General features: G+C 43.8%; 12 protein-coding genes. 4 read left to right on the plus strand and 8 right to left on the minus strand.

Annotated elements, in window-relative coordinates; genetic code table 11:
• Positions 1–262: 262 nt before the first annotated feature.
• Positions 263–1,906, minus strand: a complete 1,644-nt coding sequence (locus NJD71_RS05625; RefSeq protein WP_319050967.1) for a vWA domain-containing protein — start codon at positions 1,904–1,906, stop codon at positions 263–265.
• 568 nt (positions 1,907–2,474) lie between these two features.
• Here NJD71_RS05625 and parC point away from each other — a divergent pair.
• Both parC and NJD71_RS05635 read left to right on the plus strand, forming a co-directional pair.
• A complete protein-coding gene (parC, locus tag NJD71_RS05630; RefSeq protein ID WP_319050968.1) occupies positions 2,475–4,781 on the plus strand; it encodes a DNA topoisomerase IV subunit A in 2,307 nt (768 codons plus the stop codon).
• A 262-nt stretch (positions 4,782–5,043) separates the two neighbouring features.
• Positions 5,044–5,403, plus strand: coding sequence for a hypothetical protein (locus NJD71_RS05635; RefSeq protein WP_319050969.1), 360 nt, complete (start codon positions 5,044–5,046; stop codon positions 5,401–5,403).
• A 348-nt stretch (positions 5,404–5,751) separates the two neighbouring features.
• Here the strand turns inward: NJD71_RS05635 and NJD71_RS05640 are convergent, their stop codons facing one another.
• From NJD71_RS05640 to NJD71_RS05650, 3 genes are all read right to left on the minus strand, one after another.
• The gene (locus NJD71_RS05640) at positions 5,752–6,213 is read right to left on the minus strand and encodes a BLUF domain-containing protein (RefSeq protein ID WP_319050970.1); all 462 of its coding nucleotides are present in this window, start codon (positions 6,211–6,213) and stop codon (positions 5,752–5,754) included.
• A gap of 310 nt (positions 6,214–6,523) precedes the next feature.
• Positions 6,524–6,997 carry a BLUF domain-containing protein gene (locus NJD71_RS05645; protein WP_319050971.1) on the minus strand — a complete coding sequence of 158 codons (474 nt, stop codon included), beginning with the start codon at positions 6,995–6,997 and terminating at the stop codon, positions 6,524–6,526.
• 432 nt (positions 6,998–7,429) lie between these two features.
• Positions 7,430–7,969 carry a hypothetical protein gene (locus tag NJD71_RS05650; RefSeq protein ID WP_319050972.1) on the minus strand — a complete coding sequence of 180 codons (540 nt, stop codon included), beginning with the start codon at positions 7,967–7,969 and terminating at the stop codon, positions 7,430–7,432.
• A gap of 319 nt (positions 7,970–8,288) precedes the next feature.
• On the opposite strand from NJD71_RS05650, the gene NJD71_RS05655 reads away from it, so the two are divergent.
• The gene (locus NJD71_RS05655) at positions 8,289–9,176 is read left to right on the plus strand and encodes an HAD family hydrolase (RefSeq protein ID WP_319050973.1); all 888 of its coding nucleotides are present in this window, start codon (positions 8,289–8,291) and stop codon (positions 9,174–9,176) included.
• A gap of 19 nt (positions 9,177–9,195) precedes the next feature.
• Here NJD71_RS05655 and NJD71_RS05660 read toward each other — a convergent pair whose 3' ends face one another.
• The gene (locus tag NJD71_RS05660; protein ID WP_319050974.1) at positions 9,196–9,993 is read right to left on the minus strand and encodes a 3-oxoacyl-ACP reductase; all 798 of its coding nucleotides are present in this window, start codon (positions 9,991–9,993) and stop codon (positions 9,196–9,198) included.
• A gap of 368 nt (positions 9,994–10,361) precedes the next feature.
• On the opposite strand from NJD71_RS05660, the gene NJD71_RS05665 reads away from it, so the two are divergent.
• Complete coding sequence (locus tag NJD71_RS05665; protein WP_319050975.1) at positions 10,362–11,489, plus strand: ABC transporter substrate-binding protein; 1,128 nt, start codon at positions 10,362–10,364, stop codon at positions 11,487–11,489.
• 94 nt (positions 11,490–11,583) lie between these two features.
• On the opposite strand, the gene NJD71_RS05670 is transcribed toward NJD71_RS05665, so the two are convergent.
• From NJD71_RS05670 to gltB, 3 genes are all read right to left on the minus strand, one after another.
• Entirely contained in the window at positions 11,584–12,795 is a 1,212-nt protein-coding gene (locus NJD71_RS05670) for an FUSC family protein (protein WP_319050977.1), read from the minus strand.
• A 203-nt stretch (positions 12,796–12,998) separates the two neighbouring features.
• Entirely contained in the window at positions 12,999–14,420 is a 1,422-nt protein-coding gene (locus NJD71_RS05675; protein WP_319050978.1) for an FAD-dependent oxidoreductase, read from the minus strand.
• Between the two features lie 265 nt (positions 14,421–14,685).
• Positions 14,686–19,149 carry a glutamate synthase large subunit gene (gene gltB / locus NJD71_RS05680; protein ID WP_319050979.1) on the minus strand — a complete coding sequence of 1,488 codons (4,464 nt, stop codon included), beginning with the start codon at positions 19,147–19,149 and terminating at the stop codon, positions 14,686–14,688.
• Positions 19,150–19,632: the final 483 nt, after the last annotated feature.

Here is a 19,632-nt window from a genome sequence, read left to right on the forward strand (position 1 = left end):
CATAATGGTCAGCGAGGCTAAGATATAATCATACGATGATAAGCGGACAATATAGTGGTAAGTAGCCCTTTGTTCATTAACATACACACTTTGTACAGACTACTCAATATAAAAGATTGCTACACGAGTTCTCAAACTGGCTTGACTGCTACTATTGACATAAATATCAAATACTTACATAGTTATCAGCCAATCGCATCCCCCAAATTGAGCATAGTGTGTTTTTTACTTTTAGTAATACTTTTGGCATGGTACAGGCCTGTTATCGAGTACTCTCAAGCGCACCGGCCAGCTCAGTCAATGTTATAAAGTTGCGACGAATACCATCTTTGTCGCTACTTGCTCTAGCGTCGATGGTGTTCTGCACGAGCTTGGCACTATCGTCATATTGCCAATTGTTTATATAATCGCTCTGGTTTAAACGCTGACCAAACCCTGCCACGGCTATCGCAAATTGGGTGTCTATATTGGCTTTGGTAAGTACCTGAGCGGTGTTCGAAATCGGTTGGTTGATCAGTTTTGAGCGGCTGCCTGTAGGATCCTTATAACGTATCTTTAGATAACCAAGCTCATTTGTTCTTTGACCTTTATTGATACTGGAACCCATCTCTTTATCACTACTCGTACCATAACGCCTATCACTATATAAGCCTTTTTGTCCTGTTGGTGTCACTTCAAAAAGCGCAATGACCGCTTTGCCAGCACCCAGCTCACCTGCATCGACTTTGTCATTGTTAAAGTCTTGCTCATCAAGCACACGATTTTCATAACCAATCAAGCGCCACTCACTCACCACATTAGGGTTGAACTCTACTTGTACTTTGACGTCTTTGGCAACGGTGTTGAATGTCGCTGCTAGCTCATCACCAAAGACCTTTTTGGCCTCTGTTAAACTATCGATATAGCTATAATTACCATTGCCGTTATCTGCCATTTGCTCCATCATATAGTCGTTTAGATTACCGCGACCAAAGCCGACAGTAGATAACGAGATACCACGGTCACGATTGGCTTTGACCACATCTAGCATGTCATCGACATCACTAATACCGACATTAAAATCGCCATCGGTCAGCATGACAATACGGTTGATACCGTTCTTTTTCATTGCTTGTTCAGCTTGTCTATAAGCCAGCTTTAGAGCGTCTTCGCCGTTGGTTGACCCTGCCGCATTTAAGCTATCAATTGCAGCAAGTATTTTTGCTTTTTGGTCACCCGTAGTCGCTGATAATGTCACATTAGTACTGCCTGAATACGTCACAATGCTGATGCTGTCTTGAGCACGCATTTGCTCTGTCAGCAGCTTCAATGAGGATTGCGCTAGTGGCAGCTTGTCACGCGACGACATAGATCCTGAGACATCGACTAAGAATACAAGATTGGTAGGCGGCATAGACTGCTTGTCAGTCTTATAAGACCAATTATTCTCAACCGCTTTGATACCGATCTTGACTATTCTATTGTTCTGATCTGCGCTGTCCCATGGCGACTCAACAACTTCCGTTGCCACAACAAATGGCGCATTACTGACGCGTTTAGCATCATCAAATTGATAATTAAAATAGTTAATCAACTCCTCCACTCGTACAGCATCGACTGGAGGAAGCTGTCCTTCGTTTAGGTAGCGGCGCACGTTGGCATAGCTGCCGGTATCTGTATCAATAGACAGTGTCGATACTGCCATATCAATCGTACGGTGCACAGGATTGGCGGTGTTTTCTTGATAGTTGTCTCTTGCTTTTGGCTGTATTGCTATACTAGGCAGAGGACGAATACCCGACTGAGGCGCAGCACGTATCATCATCTGTGAGGCACTGGTTACACTCATCTTGTTTGGCGCAATCATCATAGACTCTGATACCACGACTGTGTCCTGACCGACGGAGTTACTGGTCACAGTTGACACGGAGCTGTCTCTTTGCGATGAGCTGCAGGCTGCAAGTCCTAAACTGGCGATAGTAACGATAGTGACTGTCAAGAATGTGCTTTTAGGTAAGTTCTTAGGTGAGCTTTTGACTATATGCCTGGTCGTGTTTTTCGCAGCGTTACGTATTGGTATTGATGATAAATGATCAGATGACATAGCAGATTTTCCTTATTGTAAATAGATCAATGGCGACGTGTCCTTGTCAATGGTATAAACTTGCTAGCTCATTCACATCTGTAGCCAATATCGCGGGATGTTTATTAACAACTTAAAAGCAAATAGTAGATTTACTATACTCAACTTAACGGGCGAAAGCCACGTATCAAAACGCTACATTGGAAGTCTATAAAAGTAAGCCATAGGCACGTCACGAGCTGTCGTATATTCTGACATACGCCTTTTTAATTGGCTCAATATCCTTTACGATAGCACTATCTTACTTTTAAGTGAATGTTGCGACGAACCCAATAGCCGGGCGACGCATATTCACACTATGCATCACTATATAAACCATACTAATTAAAAATCTATAAGCGAAGTCTATTTTATGTCTGATGTCATTGATAATACCATTGCTCCACTCATTCCTAATGAACCGATGGATACTCGCTCAGTTGCAGAATTCACTGAGCAGGCTTATCTCAACTACGCCATGTACGTCATCATGGATCGGGCGCTACCCAATATCGCCGACGGTCTAAAACCTGTTCAGCGCCGTATCGTCTACGCTATGAGCGAGCTTGGCCTAAAGTCTTCTTCCAAGGCAAAAAAATCTGCACGTACTGTTGGTGATGTGCTCGGTAAATACCATCCGCATGGGGATAGCGCTTGTTATGAGGCCATGGTACTGATGGCACAGCCGTTCAGCTATCGCTATCCGCTCATCACAGGTCAAGGCAACTGGGGTAGCCCAGATGATCCTAAATCCTTTGCGGCTATGCGTTATACCGAAGCAAAAATGTCAGCTTATGCCAATACCTTGCTTGCAGAACTCGGTCAAGGCACCGTTGATTGGCAAGATAACTTTGACGGCACCATGCAAGAGCCAACCACCCTACCCGCCCGCTTGCCTAATATCCTTTTGAATGGCACGACAGGTATTGCCGTCGGTATGGCTACTGACATACCGCCGCATAATCTCAATGAAGTGGTGCGCGCAGCGATTCGTTTATTAAAAAATCCTGAGCTGTCCGTCAAGCAGATTACGCAGTCGATACCAGCACCTGATCTGCCAACCCCAGCGGAAATCATCACTAGCAAAAAAGACTTGCAGGCGATGTACGAGACTGGTCGTGGCAGCTATAAAATGCGTGCCACGTTCCATATCGATAGCAAAGAAAAGAATCTCGTCATCATTGATGCGCTGCCCTACCAAGTCTCAGGCAATAAAATCCAAGAGCAAATAGCCAAGCTTATGACGGACAAAAAACTGCCTTGGATCACCGATATTCATGACGAGTCGGATCACGAGAATGCTTGCCGTATCGTATTGGAACTACGCTCGACGCGGGTCGATGTCGAGCGTGTCATGAGTCACTTGTTTGCCAGTACAGACCTAGAGAGCAATTACCGCGTCAATATGAATATGATTGGCCTCAATGGTAAACCGCAGGTCAAAAACCTAAAAGAAGTGTTGGAAGAATGGCTCATCTGTCGCCGTTCAGTAGTCACTCGCCGTTTGCAGTATCGTCTTGATAAAATCGATAAGCGCTTGCACATTCTGGCAGGTTTGCTGATTGCATACCTTAATATCGACGAAGTCATTCGCATCATTCGTGAAGAAGACGATCCAAAAGCGACACTGATGCAGGACTATGACTTAACTGATATTCAAGCCAATGCAATCTTGGATATTCGTCTGCGTCAGCTAGCAAAGCTAGAGGAAATTGAGCTGCGCCGCGAGCAAGACGAATTGGCTACCGAGCGTGCCATCATTCAAGAGTATTTAGATAACCCAGACAGTCTGACCAACCTGATGATCGATGAGCTGACTGCCGATATGAAAGAACATGGCAACGAGCGCGTATCACCATTAGCAGAACGTGAAGAAGCACAAGCCTTAAAAGAGTCTGATCTGGTGCCGAGTGAGCCTATTACTGCTATCTTATCGAAAGCAGGCTGGATTCGTGCTGCCAAAGGTCATGACGTAGACGCCGCTGGTATGAGCTATCGTTCAGGTGACAGCTATCAAGCCCATGTGCGCGGTAAATCCAATGAAAAAATCTACGTACTTGACAGTACTGGACGCAGCTACAGTATCGATGCGCACAACCTCGCCTCAGCGCGCGGTCAAGGTGATCCACTAACTAGTGTATTGAAGCCGCCAGCAGGTGCCAGCTTTGAGCAGCTACTGACGGGTGCTGACGATCAGCGCATCATTCTTGCCAGCTCGCAGGGCTATGGTTTTATCAACACTCTTGGTAATTTAGACAGCAATCAAAAGGCAGGTAAAAATGTCATTAATCTAGCTGCTGATAGCCGTCTGCTGTCTGTTGCTCGTATCGATGCACCAGTAAAAATGGCAGATAGTACTGATGACGAGACCACCAAGCTAGATATAAGTCCTGATCATGTCGCTGTGGTAACTAATGCCGGATATCTACTGATATTTGCCCTCGATGATTTGCCTGAACAGGCTCGCGGTAAAGGAAATAAGCTGATCAAGTTAAAAGATGGCGAAGAGGTACTCGCCATCACGCCACTGAATCAACAAAACAGCCTCGTCATTACTGCTGGCAAACGCCATGTGACTCTAAAGCCGAATGATTTGGCTAACTATACAGGTAGTCGCGGCAACCGGGGTGGACAGCTGCCAAGAGGCTTTCAGAACGTAACGAGTGTTGAGGTTGGGTAGTTTTGGTTTGATTATTTGAGCTTGAGTAAGCTCGATTAATAGCCTAGTTGACGTATGGTTCGCCCCGTGCACCATTTTTAGAGATTATTATGTTAGTGTACTGGGCGTACCATATAGATAACCAATCCATACTAATATTTTCTAAAATATATTATTGTAGATTAGTTAAATTTTGACATAATCAGTATATTTAAAATTGAATTGGAATTAATTAAGCTTCAAGTAACTTGAATAAATCTACTTAACTTTTCGGGAGTATATTGTGAGTGAGCAACACGTTTATATTTATGTCAAAAAACAAGACCATGTAATAAGCGACGAACAAAAAGAAAAAGCGTTTTCTATTTTTGACGAAAATATCATTGAGTGTGAACATGAACCCTATTTTGAAGCAGTTGAAAATTTAGAACTAACCCATTCAGATATTATTATTACTAGCCCATTTATGATGACCGCTGGAGATTTTGTAGCAACAAATAAATTTTGGCAGTTAGATGACAATGACAACGAAGAATTTGAAAGCGATATTAATGAAACCATATCTATTCGTCCGGAAATATTACAAGAATTAGAAAGTATACTAGGCACTAAGATTACTGTTGTTTGGGAGCATCGAGATTAGCAACCGTAGGCTGGGCTTTTACCATGTAGGCCTGACTAGATAATAATGATCCTGACCAAGGTGTTCTTATCAGTTAGATGCTAAGAGCATTAACAAAGACTTTACCTTATCACCAAGTCAACACATCTTATAGATATGTGAAACACACCTTACTCTAACCAAAAAGCCGCCTATATGATATAGGCGGCTTTTTTGTGCTACTAAAGATTTGTATTGCCAAAACAAGAATTTGTACTACTGAAGAGAAATAGCTGACCATATCGAATATTAAAGCTATGAGCTACTGACACTAGAAGCTATTAAAACTAAAATGGCAAAATACCACTTCAACGAACACATACACTCAGTTTAAATTTCACTAAGCTGCTTATCTGTAAAAAGCGCATCCATAAAGCTTATGATGCGATTCTTTGACATAAGATAGGGATTAAAATCAGTTCCTGCCGAAAAATGTTTGAGGGTATGCACTTCGTATTCAGGACCTGACGTTAAATATCTAATCAAAAAACCGTCCCATTTACGTACTTCCACTTCTTTAATTTCTACTACATGAATTGATAAATGCGGACGTTCTGTGATGATTCTGGTTATCAGCTCGTTGACATCAAGTCTTGAACCTTCAATATTTTGAATAATATAGTTATCATTGATGGCAAGTGCTGAAGTTATACCGCTTTGCTCGTTGTTTCGTCTTGCTATCTCAAAAGTACGAGCCATTTTGACGCCATTGTCTTTTTCGCGGTTTTTACCTATATAGGTTAAACTGGTGAGAATGTGAGCACCATTTTTATTTCTCTCGTCTGAAATCATTCCCTTCTCTCTTCTGAATTAGAATTCAATAAATCTACACATAAGATATCTAATTAAAAAATCCATTTAACTTAAGATACTATTTAAGAATCACCCTAATCAATAACCCCTTAGTTTTTTTGTTATATGACTGTTAATTGATAACCTTAAGTTATTAATCATCGAAAATCCAGCTTGTACTTTTATTCAATTGCAGCTTATTAAACTCTAAAAACAGCACTTACAATACCCTTTTCTGGGAGCTCTGTAGCGAGAACAACTCATCAACTCTCCTTCCCAACCCTCTTTTGGTCGTTAGGTTGTTATGTCATCATAAAGTTTTTTGGTCTGCGAAAATCTCGTGCAAGAAGTTTTCAATCTGGCTACTTCTCATGAGATAAGGGTTATAGTCAGAGCCTGCTGAGAAGCTTTTTAAGGCATACAACTCATCCTCATTACTTGACGTTAAATGTTTGATCAAAAAACCGTCCCATTGACGTGATTCTATTTCCTCTATGTTGATAATATTAGGAAAGATGGTTGAATGCTCGTCGAATATCTTGTGTAAGGCAGTGCTGATGGCAGGTCTTGTTCCTTGAAAACTTTGGACAAAATAGCCTTCACTAATAACCAACGCCGAAACGATACCGTTTTCTTCAAAATATCTCCTCCAATACTCAAGTGCACGAGTCAACTCGATGCCTGAGTCCAGATCGACATTTCTGGCGATGTATGTCATGTTGATAAGAATATGTTCGCCATTTCTTTTTTTGTTTTCTGGAACATGGCTTATAATAGAAGACATAAAATACCTCATTTATAAAAATGATAATCTAAATTAAGATACATTTTGAAGTTAAATACAATCAATAAAAATTTTTAGCTTTTGATGATTTTGAAATTATAGCTTAAACATTTTAACACGATACCATACCAAGATTCGTCATAGTAAAATAACACTACAACTCTTGGCATCACTAGGGCGATAGCATTATTCTAATCAGTTAAAAGTTTAATCCATATTTCTTTATAACACTAATTCAATCCCAAAATAGCACTAGCTGGGTTTTTCTTGTTGAGTTGATGACGTTTTAGTATCTGTTTACTAATTTTAATCAATTTTTCCACCATTTACTGTCATATATTTAACAAATACAGCTAGATTGCATTGATCAAAAACCCGCTTATAAACGCTGTATAAAAAACTCTTTGTATTTAATTTTAGATTATCTATATATCAATAGCGACCCATCTCAACGGTTGTCTCAGCGAGTACCGTATCACCTTGCCATGCCTGCACATCCACCGTATAGAGGTGGTTTTTGCCACCTGAGCAAGGTGGTTTGTAGGCACCGCGAATATCGCCCTTACGGCTACGATACTCTGCTATCATCTCAATACCGACTGGCACTTCATAAGTATGCCCGAACACACGTGGTACTTTGGCATTCATTGCGCCTTCTGGTAGCGCAAACTCTACGATACCATGTCCACCACTTTGCATACGCTTATTGCTGACGTCGTTATAAACGAACACCAAGCTCTCTGCACCTGTTGGAATATTTGAGACAGTCATACTGGGTGTGGCTGGACTTTTGCCATCGTAGTTCAAACATTGCTGCCCTTCAGGTATTGTTTTACCATTCCAAATAGCATCGTCAAATGTAACATCCATCGCAAAAACATGCGTAGATAAGGCTAACGTTGTACAAACCATAAGCATTTTTGTGGTGAGTGACTTTATAATCGCAATATTAATAATAGTAGAAACGTTCATATTTATGCCTTTAAATAGCCGATGCGTTAGCGACGTACCATTATTAGTATATTGCTAACTGTTGGCGGTGGTTTGGTACTAACCTACTAGTTAAACTACCCTATTAGTAAAACTACGCTATTCAGTGACCGATATCGTTGGGGGTTTTGTTACATTTTGGGATAAACGTCAGTCAACCTCAACACGATAGCATCGAGCGCTTGATTGTCAGATGACTTTACAACATTACAGGTTACGCTATGAGTATTTATCTCTTTAGCACTGTTGTAGTAGTATTTAAATCATGAGTATCTAAACGACCAAAAATAATAGGATCATCATGTTTATCGAAGATAAAATTGCCAAAGAAAATATAACCACTAAGACACCAACGCCCAAAATCATATTTTTTGATATTGATGATACTTTGAGTCGTGGCGGTATCATTGCTGCACACAATAAAACCACCCTTGAACAGCTAGCAGACACTGATATTAAATTGGTAATTTCGACGGGTCGCTCCAAAGCCATACTGCCCGAAGATATTCTAGGTTTGCTTGATGTCGGCGTATTGGACGCTATTATTTGTATGAATGGACAATATAGCTTCGATAAAAGTGGTCGAATTAGCCATTATCCATTGACGGATGAGCAAGCGGAAAAAATCGTGCGTCTTTGTGAGCAGAGCCAGCTTATTCATAAGTTTGACTCCGCCACTCATATCGCATGGTCGGGTGAAAACGATCGATTACGTCAGTTCAATGCGATAACGCCCAATTCTATCGTTGACCCTGAGTACTATCAATCAAACACCGTCTATCAGTGTTCGGTGTTTTTTAATAACCAGCAAGAAAAGATGCAGAATATTGATTTTGCACAGTACGACCTAAAGCTGGTTCATTGGCATCAAATTGGCGCAGATATCTTACCCGCGGATGCCTCTAAAGCCCGCGGAATAAAAGATGTATGTGCATACTATGGCGTAGAGGCAAGCGACTGCATGGCGTTTGGTGATGGGTTTAATGACATTGAGATGTTTGATTTGGTTGGATTCGCCGTGGCAATGGGCGATGCACAACCTGATCTGATAGCGCGTGCTGACTTCGTCACAGGGACAATCGAAGAGTATGGTATACAAGCAATATTAGAGCCATTTTATGCGGCGCCCGTAGCTAAATACAAGCATAGCCAAATACAAGCATCGCGCTTATTGATTTGGCTACTTTGACTCGCATTAATCATACAATCTAAGGCATAGTCAGACCGCCATCAACAGCAATTGATTGTCCAGTAATAGCCATACTCAAATCAGATGCCATAAGTAATACGGAGTTGGCAAAGTCAGCTACCGAAGTTGTTTGACGCAGCGGCGTGGTGGTCGCGATATAATCGAACACATCTTCAGTCGTCAAGCTACTCGCATCGGTTGTCTTTAATAACCCGCCTGCCAGTAAGTTCACACGAATACCATATTGCCCAAGCTCGCTTGCTAAATTACGCGTCAAGCCAATCAGTGCAGATTTTGCCGTAGTATAGTCGTAATAAGTGACGACAGGGTTGTAGACAAGGTTGGTTGAGATATTGATAATCTTACCCATCTGCTGTGTTTTCATCTGTGGCAATACGGCTTGTGTTGTATTGACTGCGCCTTTGACAATACCATCCATCTGCTGCGAGAAATGCGACCACTTGACGGTTTCAATACTGGTGTATTCAGCACTTGGGTCAAACTTGTAATACGGTAAGGCATTGTTGACCAATATATCGATATGACCATAACGGCTGACGACCTCAGCGGCCATTGCTTGTACTTGCTCAAGCTCAGTAACATCTGCCTGATAAGCAAAGGCCTGTCCGCCCGCCCCTACGATATCAGCAACTACCGTATTGGCGGCGTCTACGCTGCTTAGATAGTTGACACAGACAATGGCGCCTGCTGCTGCCATTTGCTGGGCAATCTGTGCACCAAGCCCGCGACTAGCGCCAGTGACAATTGCAACCTTATTGGTGAGTAGCGCTGGTATAACAGAGGTGTGTTCAGACATCGTATTGCATCCTTTACTATTGTGTTGTGTTCAATGTTCTATAGGTTCGGCTGTGAGACTATGCTGGTCTTTATACTGCTTCCTATACCCATTGTAGTATGGTTATATACTATCATCACTCAGCTTATCATTGGCAATGACCTAAAAAACCTACTCAGCACGCGTTAACTCTACACTTAATGTATAAGCCTATTCGATGAGCAATATTCACTGTTTTTATTAGTATGACTCCGCACTGTCTTGGTAATTGCCCTTTAAATCGCATGGAATAATAACCATAATAGTGTTATTGGTGACGCTATTCATCTATCGTTTTGCTATTTTCATTTTCTTTTTACTTTGTATTGTCTTTATTTAGGAGAGCTATTTTGACTCATTTATCATCGTTTCACCCAGACAACCCAACCCCTATCGGACGTATCGTACCAAAGGCACTGCTAGCAGCAGCGATTGGCTTGGCACTAGCCAGCTGTAGCAGTTCTGACAATGCAACAGACGGTAGCGCTGCGGCGAGCAATGAGACGCTCAACTTGTACAACTGGTCAGAGTATATGCCGCAAGAGATTTTGGATGGATTTGAAGAAGAGACTGGTATCTCGGTCAATTACACCACGTTTGACTCTAATGAAGCGATGTACGCCAAACTCAAACTGCTTGATGACTCTAGTCAATACGATCTGGCAATACCCTCAACGTATTATGTCGAAAAAATGGCGAAAGAAGGACTGTTGCAAGAGCTAGATAAGTCTAAATTAAGCAACTTTAAAAACCTCGATACGTCATTTACTAACACCAAAGTCGATCCTGAAAATAAGTACTCTATCCCTTATATGTGGGGTAGCACCGGTCTTGCGATAAATGGTGATAGTGTCGATCCTGCGACTGTAAATAGCTGGAATGACTTATGGGATCCTAAGTACAAAGGTCAGGTGATGCTGACCAACGATGTACGTGAAGTGTTTGGTATGGCTTTGCTGACGCTTGGCTACTCGGGTAACAGTAGCAACCCTGACGAGATCGAAGCGGCTTATGATAAGCTGACTGACTTGATGCCAAACGTCAAGACCTTTAACTCTGATGCAACACGTATGCCCTATATTGAGGGTGAAACGTCGCTTGGTATGACTTGGAATGGCGAGGCTGTCATGGCAAATGACGAGGGTCTGACCAGCTTGGTTTATAAATACCCAAGTGAAGGCGCGATATTGTGGATGGATAACTTTGTTATTCCAAAAAACGCCAAACAAGTTGATGCAGCACACAAATTTATCGATTATCTGCTGCGTCCTGAAAACGCCAAGATCGTTAGTGAAGAGATCGGTTATGCCTCACCAAACATGGCTGCGCGTGAGCTGATGGACGACAGTGTTCAGAACAACCCGACAATTTATCCTTCTAAAGAAGTCCTTGCACAAGCTGAGTTCCAAGAAGATGTAGGCGACGAAGCGTTGCAGGTATATCAGCAGTACTGGGATAAACTAAAAACTGGTCGTTAATAGCCATAGCTTAGTAACAATTTAGAGTTTTAGAAATAAAGTAAATCTTTAAGAGCAAAACGCTGATCCTAAATGGTCAGCGTTTTTTTGTGCGTTATAAGTGCAAATCTGTCTCACCGCCCTGCTCTTTCATCCGGCGCTGCTCACGGCGCTGATAGCCCAAACCTGACGCTGCAAACCAGTGAGGCTTACAGGTCTGTAGCAAATCACTCAACTGCTGCAGCTGCGTCTGCAAAGTCTGCGTCAACCAAAAATATCCCTGCCATTCAAACGCCAAGTGCTGCACGCTTGGGTACTCCGATACAGCAATGCGAGTAATAGGACGAAACACTTCATCACTGGGGCTACGTAGCACCGCTGCGATGTGTTGCATGGCTTGCGTCAGCTCATGCTGATAATGTATTAATAGCACATGGTTTTCTTCATCTATCTCGATATTCGCCAAGCGCGGTGCAGCACTCAACAATAAATCAATCGTACCAATGATATTGCGATGCGTGCGCTGAATCGTCTCTAGCGTTTCCTTTTCAATCCCTGACTCACTTGCTGTTGCGGCGATATGAGGGCGTACGGCTAGCAGGCGTTTATTGATTTGCTGCAACGCGGTGACTAGTGCTCGATCGACAGGCACCTCCTCTACAGGAAAAGCTACTGGGTTTACCTTTTGGACAGAATCATCCACTACCCCATCTGCTGCATCAATATGATGACCTACGCCCGCGTAGAGACTGCTACAGGCGTCGAGATTGCTGCTCAACAAGAACCGCCACATCAAAGTCGATTTCAGTGGCAAAATAAGCGTAACCGCAACGGCAACACCTGTACCCAACAAAATATTTAGAGCACGGTAAATACCATCTTGACCAATACTGTTATTGCCCAAGTCAGAGACAATCATCAGCATGGTAATACCCGTCAGCAGTCCTGTATATCCAAGCTTTCTGACAGCCAAATAGCCAATGATACCGCTTAGTAGACCGATGAGCGCATAGTCTACCCATAGCCATGCGCCTGCATTTTGATTGAACCATAGTACGCCAAGGGCAGCAGCAATACCGAATAGCGTACCTAATATGCGCTCTTTTGCCTTAGTATAGATCGCACCTTGATACTGCAATAAACCAAGAATGATAAAAACCGTAATGGTCGTCCACTCTCCATGTGGTAAACCAGTGAGTTTGTTGACCAAAAAAGCCAATATCACGGCCGCACCCAAGCGAATAGCGTGCAAAACATCTGCATGCTGATAGCGGACATAAGGTTCAGTAAATGGAGCAGTAATACGCTGGTAAAGGGTTGGTTTCACGCAAGGCTACTCTTTTTAGTTGATAAGCGAGATAGATGACTATTAAAACAGATCATACAGCACATAGATTGCTCACAAACATGCTAGCAGTTGAACCTCCATTTACAAAGCATTAATCAAAAAAAACGCCTTCTACCTATTAAAGACAAAAGACGTTCAATTATAAACTAAAGCCATAAGTGGCTAAGCTTAGGTAAATATAACTACACTTCCAAAAAGTCTAGGATACCTTCCGCTGCCTGACGACCTTCCCAAATCGCCGTGACGACCAAATCAGAACCGCGAACCATATCTCCACCAGCAAAGATCTTTGGATTTTTGGTTTGGAACTTGTAAGGCTGCTCTTCAAGAGCCAGTACAAGACCATTGAGATCCATTTCAACCTCATAACCTTCAAACCAATCAGCAGGACTGGGTCTAAAGCCGAATGCCATAATGACCGCATCACATGGGATAATCTCTTCAGAGTTAGGAATGGGCTCAGGACGTCGACGACCACGGTTGTCTGGCTCACCTAAGTGAGTCGTCACGACCTTAACCCCATTAACCTTACCATTTAAGCCAATGATTTCGGTAGGCTGACGGTTGAATAAAAACTCAACGCCTTCTTCCCGTGCATTGACTACTTCGCGGCGTGAGCCAGGCATATTTTCTTCATCACGGCGATAAGCACAGACCACTTGTTCAGCACCTTGGCGAATACTGGTACGGTTACAGTCCATCGCTGTATCGCCGCCGCCTAGTACCACCACTCTTTTGCCCTTGAAGTCGATATACTCTTCGGCATCTTTTTCCCAGTCATTGCAACGGTTTACATTAGCAATCAAATAATCTAGCGCATCGTAAACGCCTGTCAGCTCTTCACCTGCAAAGCCGCCGCGCATATACGTGTATGTCCCCATACCCATAAAGACCGCGTCATACTCAGCCAATAGCTCGTCAATAGTGACATCAGTACCGATCTCAGTCTCTAAGCGGAACTCCATACCCATGTCTTCAAAAATCACACGGCGATTGCGCATGACGTCTTTTTCCATTTTGAACTCAGGAATACCAAAAGTCAGCAAGCCACCAATCTCAGGACGCTTATCAAAGACAACAGGTTTGACACCGTTTCTGACCAAAATATCTGCACAGCCAAGACCTGCTGGTCCTGCACCAATGACCGCGACTTTTTTGTCTGTCCAAACGACTTCAGACATATCTGGACGCCAGCCTAATGCAAACGCAGTATCGTTAATGTATTTTTCTACATTGCCAATAGTCACGGCACCAAAGCCATCATTCAGCGTACAAGCGCCCTCACACAAACGATCTTGAGGACAAACACGACCACAAACTTCAGGCAACGTATTGGTACGGTGGCACAATTCGGCTGCTTGAAAGATCTGTCCTTCGGTAGCCAGTTTTAGCCAGTTAGGGATATAGTTATGGACTGGACATTTCCACTCACAATAAGGGTTACCACATTCAAGGCAACGATGCGACTGCTGTGCAACGGCTTCGTTCTCGAACGGCTTATAAATTTCGACAAACTCTGTTGAACGTGTGGCAATGTCTTTTTTGGTGGGATCAAAACGAGGTACATCTAAAAACTGAAAATTATTTTCTAAGCGTTTTGCCATGGTGCTATCTCTTTTATCTAAGGTTCTTTTATAGTGAGCGGCGACCATCAGCAATGTCTCATTTATCTGCTACCCTATTTGGGTTAACACTGAGACTTATGATGTACTGTGGTCGCTTACCTGCTAAAAACCTGTGAGTTAAACGTCTCTAAAAACGGAACGCTGGCTAACCTAATCAAAACTATCGACACTCTATGCCTACCAAGTAGCGATCATAAAGTCATAAATAGCAAATGATCGTTACTGTGTAAGCATTACAGATCGACTACTGAGGATCGGCCATAGTGGTTTTGAGGAGGCTTGCGATATTTGCCGCTTTTGGCTTTACCAAATAGAACTTACGAACGTAATGTTCAAAGTCATCTAGTATGGTCTGGCCCCATGCGCTACCTGTTTTTTCTACGTGAGTCTCAATCACTTGTTGCAAGTGAATACGATGCTCTTCGGTTTGCTCGCTTGAGATACGGTTGAGATCGATCAGCTCATGGTTACAGCGATCAAAGAAATCTCCTTCCATATCGAGTACATAAGCAAAACCACCGGTCATACCAGCACCAAAGTTGAGGCCAGTACGTCCAAGGATAGTCACGATACCGCCTGTCATGTATTCACAGCAATGATCACCTGTGCCTTCGATAACAGCATGCGTACCTGAGTTACGTACCCCAAAGCGCTCGCCTGCTGTACCAGCAGCATATAGCTTACCGCCTGTTGCCCCGTATAGGCAGGTATTACCAATGATGGCGGTTTCTTGTGCTGTAAAGTTTGAATTTTTTGGTGGGTAAATAACAATCTCACCGCCTGCCATACCTTTACCGACATAGTCATTGGCATCGCCTTCAAGCTCAATATTCAGACCACCCGCATTCCACACACCCAAGCTCTGACCTGCTGTACCAGTAAGACGAAGCTTGATCGGCATATCACTCATGCCAAGGTTGCCCCATACTTGTGCAATCTCACCAGAGATACGAGCACCGATAGAGCGGTCACAGTTACCAACGAAATAGTTGTAATCACCGCCTGAACCTTGGCGAATATTCACAATCATATCGCTAATCATCTGTTCAGCAAGTAACCCTTTATCAAATGGCTCGTTACGCTCCACTTGACACGTCTGGGCTTTGCCCACACTAGCTGGATGACTAAATAGCAATGGGGTCAAATCAAGATGGCGCTGCTTTTCAGTATTGCCTTCTAAAATATCGAGCAAGTCAGTACGACCGACCAGCTCTTCCATACTACGAACCCCTAGCGCTGCTAACCATTCGCGTGTTTCGGTCGCCACAAACTTAAAGAAGTTAATCAGCATTTCTGCTTCGCCAATGAAATGCTCATCACGCAGTTTGGCTTTTTGGGTAGCGACGCCTGTTGGGCAGTTGTTCAAATGGCAGATACGTAAATACTTACAACCAACTGCAATCATCGGCGTGGTACCAAAACCAAAGCTTTCTGCACCAAGAATAGCGGCCTTGACGACATCCAGTCCTGTTTTTAAACCGCCATCAGTCTGAACACGTACCTTATCACGTAACCCATTCACTCGTAGAGACTGATGAGTCTCAGCCAGACCTAACTCCCATGGTGAGCCTGCATGGTGAATAGACGATAGCGGAGACGCTGCTGTACCGCCATCATAACCTGAGATAGTAATCAAATCGGCATAGGCTTTTGCGACGCCCGTTGCGATCGTCCCCACACCTGGACGCGACACCAATTTGACTGATACTAATGCGTCTGGATTGACTTGTTTTAAATCAAAAATCAACTGCGCCAAATCTTCGATAGAGTAAATATCGTGATGCGGCGGCGGTGAAATCAGTGTCACTCCTGGCACCGAATAACGTAAACGTGCAATCAGCGCGTTTACTTTACCACCAGGCAGCTGTCCACCTTCACCTGGCTTAGCGCCTTGAGCAACTTTAATCTGCATCACCTCAGCTGAGCGTAGATAGGCAGGCGTCACGCCAAAACGACCAGAGGCAACTTGCTTGATTTTTGAGTTGCGCAGCGTACCGTAACGCGCAGGATCTTCGCCGCCTTCACCAGAGTTTGAGCGTCCACCGATGGTATTCATAGCCATTGCAATTGACTCGTGCGCTTCAGGAGATAGCGCGCCTAACGACATACCAGCTGAATCAAAACGCGTCAAAATCTCAGAGATATCCTCTACATCATTGACATCAATACTGTTGTCAGTTTTGAGTTGCAACAAATCACGTAACGTCGCAACCGGACGGCTATTGACCAGATTGGCATAATTCTGATAGTTCTCATAATCACCTGTACGTACCGCTGTGTGCAGACTGTTGATTACGTCAGGGTTAAAGGCATGGTACTCTTTGTTAAAGACAAACTTGAGCAAGCCGCCTTGATCTAGTGGTGCACGGCGCTTAAATGCATTGGCAGCCAGTTGCGCTTGGTCAGCGGCAAGATCTGCAAAGGTAGCGCCTTTGATACGGCTCTGGACGCCTTTAAAGCATAGGTTTACCACCTCTTCTGATAGACCAACTGCTTCAAACAACTGTGCCCCGCGATAAGAAACAATGGTAGAGATACCCATTTTTGACAGGATTTTTAATAGCCCTTTATCCAAGCCTTTACGGAAATTGACGCGTGCTTGGATCGGATCACCAAGCAGCTCACCAGTAGCAACCAAGTCATCAATAACATCATATGCCAGGTATGGATACACACAGGTTGCACCAAAGCCAATCAACACTGCTATTTGATGCGAATCACGCGCAAGACCAGTCTCAATCACCAAATTAGCATCGGTACGAATACCCTGAGCGATGAGGTAATGGTGTACGGCACCAGTAACCATGATAGCGTTGGCCGGTACTTTGTCTGCATCGATATCTCTATCAGATAAGACAATCAACGTATTGCCTGAGCGGATGTTATCTGCCACTTCCTCGCAGATAGCGACGATAGCATCAGATAGCTCCAGAGTACGGTCATAATTGAGATCGATACGGGCCATCTTAAACGCTGGATCATCCAGATTTTCAAGCTGCTGCATTTTGCTGGCTGACAGTACTGGTGACGATAAGATAATGCGGTGAGCGTCTCTTGCTGATGGTGCAAATACGTTAGTCTCAGCGCCCAGGCAGGTCTGCAATGACATTACAATAGATTCACGAAGTGGATCGATTGGTGGGTTGGTTACCTGAGCAAACTGCTGACGGAAAAAATCACCGACATGGCGAATTTGCTGTGACAACACTGCCATTGGCGTGTCATCACCCATCGAGCCAACTGGCTCCTGACCGTTTTCGGCATTAGGGCGAATGATTTCTGTACGCTCTTCATTGGTGATGTGGTACATCTTTTGTAAGGCTTTTAGCTTGTCACCGCGGCACGATTGCGTGGCCAAAGTCTCTTCTAAACGCTCATCATCACGGACACGCGTCGCCTCTTCACGTAACCACTTACGGTACGGATGTGCGTTTTTCAGTAAGTTTGCAATGGCTGTGGTATCCATCACTTGACCTGTTAGCGTATCGATTACTAGCATCTGACCAGGCCCAACACGGCCTTTTGCCAATACGTCCGTTGGCTCATAATCCCAAACGCCAACCTCTGAGGCAACAGTAATATAGCCATTCTTGGTGGTTACCCAACGTGACGGACGTAGACCGTTTCTATCAAGCATACAAACGGCATAACGACCATCTTGAATCACGAGTCCTGCTGGACCATCCCACGCTTCCATATGCTGCGAGTAAAACTCATAAAACGCGCGCAAGTCCATGTCCATACTATCGACATTCTGCCATGCAGGGGGCACCAAAATCGACATCGCATGGAACAGATTCATACCACCAGACATTAGCACTTCAAGCATATTATCTAAGCTTGATGAGTCAGAGCCTGTACTATTTACAAGTGGTGTCAGCTCATTCAAGTTAGGCAGTTTATCTGATTTGAGCTTTGGCGTACGTGCTTTAGACCAGTTGCGGTTACCTGTGATGGTGTTCAATTCGCCATTATGGGCAAGGTAACGGAATGGCTGAGCCAATGGCCAGCGCGGCAATGTATTAGTGGAGAAACGCTGATGGAACACAACGATATGTGAGGCCAGGCGCTCATCTTGTAGATCTAAAAAGAACGCTGGTAGATCTGAAGGCATCACCAGACCTTTATAGATAATCGTCTGGCAACTCAATGAACAGACATAAAACAGCTCATCGTCAGCCAAGCGCTGCTCTGCTTTTTTGCGTGCGACGAACAGCTTACGGTTAAAGTCATCCGCAGCCAAATCATCTGGCGCGTTGACGAATACTTGCTTAAAGTCTGGCAACGTCTCACGACCAATATCACCGACGATGCTCAAATCAAGTGGCACATCGCGCCAGCCAGCTACTTCTAATCCTTGGGCTTTAATCTCATCGCTTAGCACTTGCTGGCTATGTTTGGCTTTATCATCGTCCAAATTGACGAACACCATACCAACAGCAAAATTATTTGTGATTGCAAATTGCTGCTCATGGGCAATTTGTTTAAAAAAGTCGGTAGGCGTTGCTAACAGCAGGCCACAACCATCACCAGTTCTACCATCAGCTGCTACGCCGCCGCGGTGTGTCATACAACTTAAACTATGAATGGCGGTTTTTACCAAGTCATGGCTGGCTTGACCTTCAATATGAGCAATCAGACCAAAACCGCAATTATCAGAAAAATCATCTGGCGTGGCCAGGTGTGTTTGCGAGGAAATCATCGACATAGCTTGTCCTTTTAAGTAGACGGGCAACTTACACCTCCAATGCGGAATATAAGCTGGTACCCGTAGGCAGAACGGGCTGATAATGGATATTCGGGTTTTCTCGAATTAGTAAATGGCGCGAGGCTCAATAGACATCATGCTCTAGCAGCAAGTAAACCCCTGACCCTCCTGGTCATTAGATAATGTCGTGACATATGCTTCATATATTAATAGACAGTAAGTAGCAGCCCTTGGCAACGGGGTAACTTATACTCCTAAATGCCAGTTACTTACTCATTAATATCTTATGTCATTCGTTTAAGCATCGTTTGTTATGTTGTCATGTCTGGCAATGAAGGCTGGACATCTGACCATTTAATAACCGTGCATTTGGTTCGTTTTGAATATCTGACGCTCTGTATTCAAGCGCTTTATTCACCCTAAAAAGAGTGATAATAAGAGAGGTTGCGTCACTTACGATAACTTTATTGTAGATGGCAAGTA

Origin of the sequence: Psychrobacter sp. PP-21 (assembly GCF_033790785.1) — a bacterium.
Classification (GTDB): domain Bacteria; phylum Pseudomonadota; class Gammaproteobacteria; order Pseudomonadales; family Moraxellaceae; genus Psychrobacter.